This window comes from Streptomyces sp. NPDC000878 (genome assembly GCF_053599695.1).
In genome coordinates this window covers 46,238-57,029 of sequence record NZ_JBSFMT010000070.1, presented here as the reverse complement: position 1 = coordinate 57,029, position 10,792 = coordinate 46,238, and the positions used below count along the sequence as shown (strand labels likewise).

General features: G+C 69.6%; 16 protein-coding genes and 1 pseudogene. 6 read left to right on the top strand and 11 right to left on the bottom strand.

Annotated elements, in window-relative coordinates:
* Positions 1-55: 55 nt before the first annotated feature.
* The gene (locus ACWDR4_RS40065; RefSeq protein WP_450415865.1) at positions 56-1,267 is read right to left on the bottom strand and encodes a S8 family serine peptidase; all 1,212 of its coding nucleotides are present in this window, start codon (positions 1,265-1,267) and stop codon (positions 56-58) included.
* Positions 1,268-1,456: 189 nt separating this feature from the next.
* Between ACWDR4_RS40065 and ACWDR4_RS40060 the strand changes: the two genes are divergently transcribed.
* Positions 1,457-2,992: a protein kinase domain-containing protein gene (locus ACWDR4_RS40060; RefSeq protein WP_450415863.1), complete on the top strand. Its 1,536-nt coding sequence runs from the start codon at positions 1,457-1,459 to the stop codon at positions 2,990-2,992.
* Here ACWDR4_RS40060 and ACWDR4_RS40055 read toward each other — a convergent pair.
* Positions 2,950-3,132 (bottom strand): hypothetical protein, encoded by a 183-nt coding sequence (locus ACWDR4_RS40055; protein WP_450415862.1) that lies wholly within the window; start codon positions 3,130-3,132, stop codon positions 2,950-2,952. The two genes, ACWDR4_RS40060 and ACWDR4_RS40055, sit on opposite strands and share 43 nt — an antisense overlap.
* A 23-nt stretch (positions 3,133-3,155) precedes the next feature.
* Entirely contained in the window at positions 3,156-4,028 is an 873-nt protein-coding gene (locus ACWDR4_RS40050; RefSeq protein ID WP_450415860.1) for a hypothetical protein, read from the bottom strand.
* 201 nt (positions 4,029-4,229) lie between these two features.
* On the opposite strand from ACWDR4_RS40050, the gene ACWDR4_RS40045 reads away from it, so the two are divergent.
* Positions 4,230-4,781: an RNA polymerase sigma factor gene (locus ACWDR4_RS40045; protein ID WP_450415859.1), complete on the top strand. Its 552-nt coding sequence runs from the start codon at positions 4,230-4,232 to the stop codon at positions 4,779-4,781.
* 23 nt (positions 4,782-4,804) lie between these two features.
* On the opposite strand, the gene ACWDR4_RS40040 is transcribed toward ACWDR4_RS40045, so the two are convergent.
* Complete coding sequence (locus ACWDR4_RS40040; RefSeq protein WP_450415858.1) at positions 4,805-5,413, bottom strand: TetR/AcrR family transcriptional regulator; 609 nt, start codon at positions 5,411-5,413, stop codon at positions 4,805-4,807.
* A gap of 175 nt (positions 5,414-5,588) precedes the next feature.
* The gene (locus ACWDR4_RS40035) at positions 5,589-5,849 is read right to left on the bottom strand and encodes an alpha/beta hydrolase (protein ID WP_450415856.1); all 261 of its coding nucleotides are present in this window, start codon (positions 5,847-5,849) and stop codon (positions 5,589-5,591) included.
* Between the two features lie 37 nt (positions 5,850-5,886).
* Here ACWDR4_RS40035 and ACWDR4_RS40030 point away from each other — a divergent pair.
* Positions 5,887-6,009, top strand: a pseudogene (locus ACWDR4_RS40030) (transcriptional regulator); the annotation flags it as partial.
* Between the two features lie 488 nt (positions 6,010-6,497).
* Here ACWDR4_RS40030 and ACWDR4_RS40025 read toward each other — a convergent pair.
* The 3 genes from ACWDR4_RS40025 to ACWDR4_RS40015 all read right to left on the bottom strand — a co-directional run bounded on the left by ACWDR4_RS40025 (position 6,498) and on the right by ACWDR4_RS40015 (position 8,319).
* Positions 6,498-6,836 carry an XRE family transcriptional regulator gene (locus ACWDR4_RS40025; RefSeq protein WP_450415854.1) on the bottom strand — a complete coding sequence of 113 codons (339 nt, stop codon included), beginning with the start codon at positions 6,834-6,836 and terminating at the stop codon, positions 6,498-6,500.
* Positions 6,833-7,210, bottom strand: a complete 378-nt coding sequence (locus tag ACWDR4_RS40020; protein ID WP_450415853.1) for a type II toxin-antitoxin system RelE/ParE family toxin — start codon at positions 7,208-7,210, stop codon at positions 6,833-6,835. The genes ACWDR4_RS40025 and ACWDR4_RS40020 overlap by 4 nt, the downstream gene beginning before the upstream one ends.
* A gap of 263 nt (positions 7,211-7,473) precedes the next feature.
* Positions 7,474-8,319: a S66 peptidase family protein gene (locus ACWDR4_RS40015; protein ID WP_450415871.1), complete on the bottom strand. Its 846-nt coding sequence runs from the start codon at positions 8,317-8,319 to the stop codon at positions 7,474-7,476.
* On the opposite strand from ACWDR4_RS40015, the gene ACWDR4_RS40010 reads away from it, so the two are divergent.
* The 3 genes from ACWDR4_RS40010 to ACWDR4_RS40000 are packed head-to-tail and all read left to right on the top strand — an operon-like array spanning position 8,313 to position 8,917.
* Entirely contained in the window at positions 8,313-8,459 is a 147-nt protein-coding gene (locus ACWDR4_RS40010) for a hypothetical protein (RefSeq protein WP_450415852.1), read from the top strand. The genes ACWDR4_RS40015 and ACWDR4_RS40010 overlap by 7 nt on opposite strands.
* Positions 8,460-8,468: 9 nt before the next feature.
* Positions 8,469-8,654: a hypothetical protein gene (locus ACWDR4_RS40005; RefSeq protein ID WP_450415851.1), complete on the top strand. Its 186-nt coding sequence runs from the start codon at positions 8,469-8,471 to the stop codon at positions 8,652-8,654.
* Positions 8,654-8,917, top strand: coding sequence for a hypothetical protein (locus tag ACWDR4_RS40000; RefSeq protein ID WP_450415850.1), 264 nt, complete (start codon positions 8,654-8,656; stop codon positions 8,915-8,917). The genes ACWDR4_RS40005 and ACWDR4_RS40000 overlap by 1 nt, the downstream gene beginning before the upstream one ends.
* Before the next feature lie 63 nt (positions 8,918-8,980).
* Here the strand turns inward: ACWDR4_RS40000 and ACWDR4_RS39995 are convergent, their stop codons facing one another.
* The 3 genes from ACWDR4_RS39995 to ACWDR4_RS39985 all read right to left on the bottom strand — a co-directional run bounded on the left by ACWDR4_RS39995 (position 8,981) and on the right by ACWDR4_RS39985 (position 10,622).
* The gene (locus ACWDR4_RS39995; RefSeq protein WP_450415870.1) at positions 8,981-9,778 is read right to left on the bottom strand and encodes a helix-turn-helix domain-containing protein; all 798 of its coding nucleotides are present in this window, start codon (positions 9,776-9,778) and stop codon (positions 8,981-8,983) included.
* 81 nt (positions 9,779-9,859) lie between these two features.
* Complete coding sequence (locus ACWDR4_RS39990; RefSeq protein ID WP_450415848.1) at positions 9,860-10,390, bottom strand: DUF6879 family protein; 531 nt, start codon at positions 10,388-10,390, stop codon at positions 9,860-9,862.
* Complete coding sequence (locus ACWDR4_RS39985) at positions 10,359-10,622, bottom strand: hypothetical protein (protein WP_450415846.1); 264 nt, start codon at positions 10,620-10,622, stop codon at positions 10,359-10,361. Before ACWDR4_RS39985 ends, ACWDR4_RS39990 begins: the two co-directional genes overlap by 32 nt.
* Positions 10,623-10,792: the final 170 nt, after the last annotated feature.

Sequence of the window (10,792 nt, the reverse complement as noted above, 5' to 3'; positions counted from 1 at the left end):
GGGCCGGGGCACACTCTGTGCCCCGGCCCCCCTCACGTCCGGCTCCTTCACGGATTCAGGCTTCGTCCCGGTACCCCGGTCGCCAACCGCGCGCCCGCCCGCGTGGCACCACCACCCCCAGGGCCAGCGCGAGCACGCCGATCACCGCCGTCCCCGCCGCCACCCCCCAGGCGGGAAGCGCCGACATGGCCTCAGGGGGCTCCGGCACCCGGTAGGAACCCTCCCCGGCCTCCCGGACCACAGCACCGGCATCGGCATCGGTCGACATCCCCACCCCCGAGACCGCCTCCGCCGGGTCCACCAGTCCGTACCCGGCGAGCGGATCCGGCACCGGCCCCGCCGGGCGCACGGCGGTGGCCAGCAGCCGGCCGACGACGGCGTCCGCCGACAGCCCCGGATCGTGCGCGCGCACCAGCGCCGCCGCCCCGGCCACGAACGCCGCCGCCACCGTGTCCCCGCCACCGGTGAAGTGCCCGCCGCCGGGGCCGACGCTCAGCACCCGGTCCCCGGGCGCCACCAGGTCCGGCGGCGACGGCAGGGCCTCGCGGCCGGACGGGAACGGGCCCCCGTCCACCCCGACGGACGCCACGCCGACGACACCGGGCAGGGCCGCCGGATAGGCGGGCGCGCCGCTCTGCTGTCCGCCGCCGGCCGGGGCGACCACCACCACGTCCTTCCGTGCGGCGGACGCCACGGCGGCGCTCAGCCGTTTGCTCGATCTGCCGTACGCCACCGACACCAGCACCACCTCCGACCCGCCCCGGACCGCCGCGTCGATGCCCGCGGCGATCGCATCCGCGGTCGTGGCGCCCTCGTCCGTCGTCACCCGCACCCCGAACACCCGGGCGCGCGGGGCGACTCCGGCGAACCCGGTCCCGTCCCGCCGGGCACCGGCGACGAGGCCCGCGGTGAACGTCCCGTGGCCCACGCAGTCCCGCTTCCCGTCACCGGAGGCGCGGCCCTTCAGTACGGACGTACGGGTGTCCACTCCGGTGTCCACGACGCCGACGGTGACCCCCTCGCCCAGGCTCAACTCCTGTGCCCGGCGCAGCCCGAGCAGCTGCTGAGCCCACGGGGTCGGTGTCACCGTCTTCTTCGACGCGGGGGTGCACCCGGCGTCCGCGCCCACCTGTTCCGGCATCTGCGGCAGCGCGTCCGAGGCCGAAGGGGCCAGGGGGACGGCGGCCCTGACCCCTGTCGTTCCGCCCGCGACCAGCACTGCCGTACACCCGAAGGCGACTGTGATGCCCTGTCTCCACTGAACCACGTGACCGCGTCCTCCGTGTCCTTGCTGCGGGTGCAGCTGCGTAGTGCTCGCTCTGATTGGATGCGGCGGAGGGGACGAAAGTTCGGCGGTCGGAAACCGGCAGGCCGGGAGGGTGCGTACGGACCCCGGTATTCCGGAATGCCGCTCGCCCGCTACCTGACCGTAACCTCGTCCCAGCAAGGTGATCTCATGCAGTTACCCCACAACATCGGCCGCTACCGGCTGGAAAAGCCGCTGGGTTCCGGGGCCTTCGGAGTCGTCTGGATGGCACACGACGACTCGCTGCGAGCACCGGTCGCCATCAAGGTCATGGCCGACAACTGGGCCCAGCGACTGGACATGCGGGAGCGTTTCCTGTCGGAGGCCCGACTGCTGCGGCAGGCCGCGTCCCCCCGCGTCGTACAGGTCCACGACATCGGCGAACTCCCCGACGAACGCCCCTACTTCGTCATGGAGTACGCCGACGGCGGCACCCTGGAGGATCTGCTGGCGGACGGTCCGCTGCCGTTGGACGAGGGGCTGCGGCTGGCGGCGGAGGCCGCCCGTGCGGTGGCCGTGCTGCACGAGGCCGGCATCCTGCACCGGGACATCAAGCCGTCGAACATGCTGCTCCGCTCCGAACTCGGCGCGCGGCACAGCCAGTTGCTCGTCGCCGACCTCGGGCTGGCCAAGAGCCTCGCCCACGCGTCGGGGCTCACCATGGCCGCGGGCTCGGCCGGTTACATGGCTCCCGAACAGGCCGAGCCGGATGACGGGATCGACGAACGCGCCGATGTGTACGGGCTCGGCGCGCTCGCCTACCACCTGCTGACCGGTGCCGTGCCCGCGGCTCCCGGGAAGGTGGTCCCGCCCGCCCGGATCCGCACGGATCTCCCCGACCGGGCGGGGCAGGCGATCATGCGCGCCCTGGCGCCGGACCGCGAACGCCGCTGGCCCGGCGCCACCGCTCTCGCGGACGAACTCGACGCCATCGCCGGGCAGTCGACCGTCTCCCCCGCCGAGGGCCGCAGACCCCGCCTGCGGAACCTCGTGGGCGGGGGCAGACGGCGGTTCCTGCTGGGCGGGGCTGCGGTCGCGGTGGTTGCCGCTCTCCTGGCGGGACGGTTCGCCCTCGACGACGCAGGACGCTCCACCGCCGCGACTCCACGGACAGCCGCCGGGGAATCCATGACGCGCTCCTCGGACACCCCGTCCGCCTCGCCCTCCGCCGGCACCGGGGCCCCCACTCCCTCCCTCACCCCCACGTCCGCCGCACCGAGCGCCTCGAAGCCCGGCCGGTCGGCGGCGCCGGCCCCCGAGGTCACGAGGACCGTCGTGAGCACGGAGGGCGCGAAGCCCGTGACGGCCGCGAGCAGCGTTCCGTCGGCGTCGCGCTCCGCCGCGCCGCAGGAATGGACGACCCGGTGCGTCCAGCCGAACGAGCGGCTCCCGGCCGGCCAGGCCTGGAGCACCAACCGGATCCGGATGGAGATGCAGACCGACGGCGATCTGGTGGTCTACGACGAGAACGACAAGGCCCGGTGGTCGTCCGGTACGACGGGCAGCGGCAACAAGGCCTATCTGCAGGGCGACGGCAACCTCGTCGTGCTCAGCCAGGACGGTGTGTCGCTCTGGCACACCGGGACCCAGGGCCACGACGGGGCGGTCCTGTGTCTGGGGGCCGACGGCAGCGTCCACCTGATCTACCAGGACCAGTCCATCTGGTCCGCCAACACGGAGACCTGATGCCGGGCCATGTCTCCTCCGGCTCCTCCGGCTTCCCACGCCTTCCGCACCGCGGCCCGTACTTCCTCCGCGGTCTCCTCCGGACCCGTCACCCCGTACCGCACGTCCGTCTCCTCCACGCCCGCCCCGATGACCCGCACCGCTCTCTCCCCAGTGGTTCGTCTCAACGGCCCGCGCGGGCCGCGGTCTCCGCCGGGGCGATGAGCCCGGGCAGCCGGCCGCGCGGCCCCGCGATGCCGACCGGCGGCGGTACGGACGGTCCGGCCGCGGCCCGCAGCGCGCTCACCACGCGGTCCAGTTCCTCCACCGTGCTCCGGTCGAGCCACGAGATCCCGCCCTCGTCGGGGCTGTCCGCCTCCTCCGGGAACAGCTCCCGCATCAGCACCACGGGCCGCGGCAGCTCGGTCACCCGCAGCACCTTGAAACGGGTACCGGGCAGGAAGACCAGCCGGTCCGGGCCGTACGGGGCGACAACCGCCGTACGGCGGGCGGTCAGGGACCACACGAGGAACCCCGGACCGCCCTCACGGAGCGCGGCCGGCGACGACGACGCGGTCCAGAAGCCGCTCTCGGTGACGAACCGGTGGTCGCGGTACCAGTCCGTCACCGCCCCGACCGCACCACCGCGTACGACGGCGGGCCCTCGGTAGGAGGGCAGCCGGCGCAGTCCCGAGGCGACGCACCGGGAGAGCGGCAGATGCGCGCCCGCCTCCCCCTCGGGCAGCGCCTCGTCGAGCCAGGCCCACTCCCCGGTCAGATACAGCTGGACGGCCGCCAGATCGGCGAGCGTGCCCACCCGGTCGTTCCGCATACGACCCCGACTTCTCTGACGTTCCGTCAACTCCCGTTCCGCCCAGGCCTGTTCCACGACAGTCATCGCCCCGCGAAACCGCTGGCCGTACCGACTCCACACCCGTAGCCGGTCCTTGGCGATCCCGATTCCGCCCGTCGGCACGATCCGGGCGGCGGCGCTCGGCACCGGCTGCGCCCGGACGAAGCCCTCGGGCTCGTGCTCGTACTCGTCGCTGATGCTCATCGCGTCGGTTCTCCCCAAGGCTCGGGCGGCGGAAGGGTGAGGCGCAGGTGCCGTCGGCGACTCTAGGAACACCCCTCGCCCGGCGGGAGTTCGTGCGGCGAGGGGGGTACCGAAAGGGAGCCGGGTCTGCCCGTTCGTGCCCTGGTGACGCGTGTACACCGTAAAATCCGTGCTGTCACTACCAGTTACCAGGGAGTCATCGTGCTGCCCGCCGTCGACACCGAGACCCTCGCCGTACACGCGGCGGCAGGCGATCAGCAGGCCCTCGACACCCTTCTCCAGGCGATCCGGCCAGAGGTGCTCCGACGCTGCGGGCGGTTCCTGCCCTGCCGCGAGGACGCCGAGGAGGCGGCCCAGGACGTGCTGCTACAGGTGGCCCGCAAGATCACCACGTTTCAGCAGCGCAGCCTGTTCAGCACCTGGCTGCACACCGTGGTCGCCAACTGCGCCCGCCAGAAGTACCGCGACCTGAAGCGCCGGGCCGCCGAGCAACCGCTGCCGGCGGAGGAGATCCACCGGGCGGATCCGCGCACCACGAGCGTGATCGCGGGCTCGCGCATCGACCTCCTCGAAGCGCTCGAACGGCTGGAACGGGACCATCCCACACTGGTCGCGCCGCTGGTGTACCGGGACATCTGTCAGCTGGAGTACGCCGAGATCGCCGAGCGCACCGGCCTCCCTCTGGGCACGGTCAAGTCCCGCCTGCACACCGCGCGCCAGCACGTACGGCAGTGGCTGAAGCCCGGGCTCTGAACACGGTTCAGGGAGGTGCCCGGTCAGGCCGCTTCGTCGACGAGGAGGCCCCGCAGGATGATGCCGAGCGCGCCTGCGAGTCGCTGCTGAAGGTCGAAGGGGGCGGGCTCCGTTCGGATCCAGCGCAGGATCGTCGTGAAGTAGCAGGCGGCCAGCAGCTGTCCGGCCTGCTCGCAGTCGACGTCCGCCCTGACCTCCCCGCGCCGCTGCCCCTGCTCGACGATCCTGGCGAGTTCGGTCTCCAGGGACGGGTCCTGGAGGAGGCGGCCGTACCGCGCGGAGGCGTCCATCAGGACGGTGGTCTCGGCGCGGGACACGACGTTGAGGTCGGCCATCTCCTTCAGGTAGCGGCGCAGCCGGTCCCCGACCGGCAGGTCCTCGGCGCGCTGGGAGCCGAGGATCTCGTTGACGCGGGCGCGGCGGCGGACGCCCCATTCCTCGAGGAACCCGACCTTCTGCGAGAAGTGGTTGAAGACGGTGGCCCGGGCGACGTCGGCGGTCTCGGCGATCTGGTCCATGGTCGTCGCCTCGTACCCCTGGCTGACGAACAGGCGCAGCGCCGCGGCGTAGAGCTGGTCGCGCACCTGCTGCCGCTTGCGTTCCCGGCGCCCGGCGGGCGGCACTGCGGGCACGGTTTCGGCTCCTGCCTCCGGGGTCTTCATGGCCGCCAGTACAGCACAGGGCCGCACGGATATTGACGCCGACCCACTGTCTTCTTGGATTGCCGGACATTAATGGCCTCCAGTCCAGCAATTTACTGACGTCTCGCAATCCGATGCGGGACGAGACAGGAGGCAACGCGGGGGATCAGAGGTACTTCGTGAAGAACGGCGACAGGTGGGCCGTCACCTGGTCGACGCACTCGGGGACGTCGTAGAGGGAGACGTGTCCGGCGCCGTCGATGACGGCCAGCTCCTTGGGGCTGTTCACCCGGGGCAGGAGCTGCTCGGCCTGCCACAGGGAGCCCGCGTCACTGCCTGCGACCATGAGAAGCGGCTGGGTCAGCAGCGTCTCGACCTGGTGGAACGCGTCGAATGCGTAGATATCGGCGACGCTGGTGAACAGCATGCGGTTGTCGGAGCGGGGGTGCTGGGCGCGGGGTGTGCTGACCCTCCTCGCCTACGGCGCCGAACCCGGCACCCCCTCCGAGGACGGCCTACGCCTACTGGCAACCTGGGCGGCCACACACGACCAGCAACGCGCGGTCCCTACAGCCGACGAGACCTGAGCGATCGGTTTCCCCGTCGAACATTCACCCGTTGGCCCAAAGCCCTGAATCCGCACGCCAAATGAGACGTTTCCGCAGGTCTGAAGCCTGCCGAGGGGTACCGAGGTGGGGCGGGTGGGACTCGAACCCACGGCCGACGGATTATGAGTCCTTTGAGGATCTTGGCGGCTCTTGCCGATCAGTGCCGATTGACGCCGTTCTTGCAGGTCAGACGTGCCGATCCGTGTCAGACCTGTACAGCGCCTGTCAGTCTGTTCCTGTCCTTGTGGCCCCTCAATGGCCCCTGGGCGTCGACGAGTTGGACGCTTACCACAGCAGCAGCCGCGTCCGCCCAGTTCAGCCAAGAGGCTGGAACCTTCACACAGCGCAGCGCCTTACCGACGCGATGATGCTCCAACCCTGTACCGGGGTGGAGCATCATCCCTGACGTCACGAGGCGAATCTGTCCACCGGACTGCGCAGGACCTGGGCGCAGCCTGTCGACCGAGTCAGCCGAGGACGTAGGTCTCGTCACCGAAGTCAGCGACGATCTTCAACTTGCCGCCGAGCGCCTTGACGTAGGCAGCGAGGGTGTCGACCTCGCTGCGCTCCAGTTGACCCTTCTCGATGCGTGAGACGCGAGCCTGGGTGACACCCATGGCTTCGGCTACCTGAACCTGTGTGGTGTGCTGCCGCTTCCGCAACTCGGCGAGGCGGTGCACGCGAGAGGCCAGGACCATCGCCTGCGCCCCCTTCTGGATCTGGTCCTTTTCGGCATCGGTGAAGGCGAAGTCCTCGGCCAGGCCTTCCCAGGCGACGGCCTGCGGGTCCTTGAGGTGATCAGTCATCGTGCCCCGTCCTCTCCATCGATTCGCTTCAGATGCTCCGCGTATGCCCGCTCCGCCTGGGGCACCGCGACGCGGTACCAGCCGGACCAGTTGCCCGCCTTGTCACCGCCGACCAGGATCACGGCCTGGCGGTCCGGGTCGAACACGAACAGCAACCGCACTTCCGTGGCCCCCGCCGAGCCGGGGCGGAGCTCCTTGAGGTTCGACAGCACCGAGCCCTTGATCGTGTCCACCAGAGGCCGACCCAGCGCGGGACCTTCCTCCTGAAGGGCAGTGACAGCCTGGCTGACCTGAATCAGGGTGTCGCGGTCAGTGCGGCGCAGGCTGTGTAGCCACGAGAGAGCCGGCTCGACCACGACGATCTTCCAAGCCATGCACGCGTCCCCCATCTGCAATTTATTACACTGACAGCATACACCACTGACGTCATAATGGAGAGATACGCCAGATCCTCGATGCCGTCGAGTGCTGCCTTCGAGTCGACTGTGTCCTGCGTCGCGAACGCCGCGGTGCCAAGCAGGGCGGCGCCCACAGCGAGCGTGAGACGGGCGGGGTCCCCCTCGATGATTTCACTGCGCCCCTGGGCGGGGTCCTTACGGCTGGTTCTACAAACCCTCGGCTCACTGGTCCGCGTTGCTCAGCCGACCGGTTCCGTCATCGCGTGCGGCCGCCGTACCGCCGGCTCGAGCAGCGACAATGTCCGCTGCCTCGCGTCCAGGCCGACACGGATGCCGACGGGCATCGGCAGATTCGGGCCGGCATGTCCGAACTCGACGTTGCCCAGGACCGGGATGTCACGGTCGCCGAGGACGTCGAAGACTATCTCGCGGAGGGTCGGGGACACGTCGGGCGTCCCGAGCCCGTCGATCGCGTACGGGACGCCCACGACCATGCCGGAGATCCGATCGAGGATGCCGCTGTGCCGCAGCACCTGTAGATAGCTCCACACATACGATGCCTGGCCGCCCGTCTCCTCCCAGAACAGCACCGCACCGTCGAACCAATTGAGCGGCAGCGCGAAACGCGTCGCCTGCGCCAGCACGATGCGGTTGATCACCCCGCCGATCAGCCAGCCTTCGGTACGACCGGCACGCCAGCACTCCCATGACGGGGTGGCTGGCAGCGCGCCGATCGGTTCCGTACCGGTCAGCAGCGTCGAGTAGAGCTTCTCAAGCACCGCTTGGTGCGCTGCGGGCGCGGCCTGCCAATGGCCGCCGAGTCCGGGGGTGGCCAAGTCGGTATGGAAGCCGACCAGGCCCGTGCGCGCGTAGAGCACCAGATGCAGTAGCGAGATGTCGCTGTGGCCGAGGATCGGCTTGGGGTCACCAGTGATCGCCTCGAAGTCGATCAGGTCGAGGTAACCGAGCGCCGTCTGGCCGCCGTCATGCGCGATGATCGCGCGCACCTCAGGATCACGCAGCAGTCCATTGAACTCCTCGGCGATCTCCGCCGGCCGAGCCGCGCTCCACCAAAAAGTTGACAGTCCCCGTCGCGGACGCCGTCGTCGCCCGCCCGGTCACCCTGACCGACGCCCAGGTCCAGGCGCTCGCCACGAACCCGGCGCTCGCCGAGGCCATCGCCGAGAAGGTCGCGGCGAAGCTCGCCGCGCGACTCGCCAACTAGGAGGCACCCATGAAGATCTCCAGCATCGCCAAGTCGATCGTCGCCGGTATCGCCGCCGGCACCACGGCGGCCGTCACCGCCGTACAGGACAACGTGCTCACCACCGGGGAGGGCGTCACCATCGCGCTCGCCGTCCTCGGCGCCTGGGGCATTACGTACGCCGTGCCCAACCGGCAGACAGGTCAGGGCCGCTGATGACGACGCCCGACCCTGCGGGCGTGTACATCAGCAGCGCCCAGATGTACCAGGAGCTGAGATCCCTGAGCGACGGACTGACCCGGGTAGAGACAAAGCTGGACGGCATCGGTCAGGGACTCACCGACCTGGGCAAGGACGTCGCCGACCACGAGACCCGGCTGCGCACCCTGGAACGTGCCCGCTGGCCCCTGCCCACGATCGGCGTCCTCGCCGGTGTCGCCGGGGCCGCGACGGGCGCCGTCGCCCTGTTCGGCCGCTGAACAACACTGCGCCCCCTGCACGGTCATGCTGGCCGTGCAGGGGGCGCTTCGGCATGATCGGGGTCAGTTCAGCGCCTCGATCGCCTTGAGAATTAGGGCTCGCGCCTCTGCCCCATACACGGCCATGCCGCGCATTTGCTCGAACGCCTTGAGGTACAGGGCAATCTCCGATGGCTGAGTGATCTTCACTCGGGCCGACACCAGCTCGACGGAGACAAGACTGTCGTCGTAGACGTGGAAGGTCTCGCGCGGCCACTGGCCTCGTTCCAGCGCGGCCATGGGGATGATGCCGAGCGACACCTGCGGCATCGCTCCGGCGGTGAGCAGGTAGCCCAACTGTGCGGCCATCGCATCAGTGTCCGCGATCTGGTAGCGCAGCGCCGCCTCCGCGACGAGGAACACAAAACGATGCCCTGGCTCATGGATCACGCGTGACCGGTCGACCCTCGCTCGCGCGGCCTCCGCGCTGTCGTCGACCGGAAGGTCCCGGAACCGGGCACTGATACCGAGGATCCCGGCCGCGTACCCCTCAGTCTGGAGCAGGCCCGGCACAAGAGACGAGGAGTAGACGCGGAAGAGCTGCGTCTCATGAAAGAACTGGACGGCGCTGTCCTGGAGTTGCTTCAGGCCACTGCGTACCTGGTCGCGCCACTCCGTGTACATCGACTCAGCGTGCAGCGACTGCACGATCAAGTCTTCTGCCTGGTCTTGCGCTCCGACCGCACGGCACCACAGTCGGATGTCGGTTGCCGACGGTGCGGTCCGCGCGTTCTCAATGCGTGACGTCTTCGCGTGGTGCCAACTGCAGCGGCTGGCCAGCTCGGTGACCGTCAGCCCTGCCCCCTTACGAAGGTCGCGCAGTCGCTGGGCAACGACTTCGCGCGCGGCCTGGGCGGACGAGGAGGAGGAGAGGACATGAGCTGGCTTGTCCGATGCTTTCTGTCAGTGGATCTCGTACTCGTGGTGTGGGACGGCACGCCCCCATACGGCCTCGAAGGCTTCAGCGCATAGCTTCGCGGCGGTCGGATCGTCTGAGACCTCACCGCCGACCGAAGCGCCGTCTCCTGTGAAGTGGTTCCAGTAGATCCACTGCTCGTCGAAGAGCCAGAAGTCGTTGCCGGGCAGGGCGATGTCGGAGGCCCGGCGGCGCGGCAACCAGCGCACGTGCTCGCCGCTGGCGACGTTAGTGAAGGTGCCGTCGTACAGGAAACGCGTGTACTCGCTGACTGGCTCGGACACGATCCGGGCCCGCCGGACGACGACGCCGCGGGCCACAGTGTCCTGGATCAGGTCGAGCCACGGGCGCCACCACGAGTCGCGGTTGGCCGGGTCGTGGCGGTATCCGTTCCTCCAGTCCGCGAACGGGCCCTGCTCGTAGTCGACGGCGTAGGTGTCACGCATCTCCAGGTGGACGGCGGAGTGTTGGCTTCGGGAGAGCAGATCAGTGAACGTCGCCGGTGTGCTCGACGGCATCGCACGCCTCCCTGATCATGTGCACCATCCTGGCCGGGATACGGATGACTGCCTCGTGGTCCGGGATCCCCTTGGCGTGACCGGGAACCTCGAAGGCGGCGCACTCCGCTTCGAGTTCCGCGTCAGGCTTGAACCCCTGGAAGACGAGTTCCTTCTTCTCCTGGTCGACCCACACGGTCGGACTCTCGTGGTCTCCCGTGTTGGGATCGATTCCGATGAACAGTAGCGGCATGGCTGCCTCCCGCATCGTCATGTGCAGTTCTGTGCAACAGGGTCTGCGGATCCGATGAGCTGGTCAGGGTGACAAACCGGCCACCGCTCCTACGCATGGTGGTGTGCGCACAGATCTGCACAATGCTGGATCGCGTACACACCGCGCTCCTAGCGTCGGCAGTTACGGCA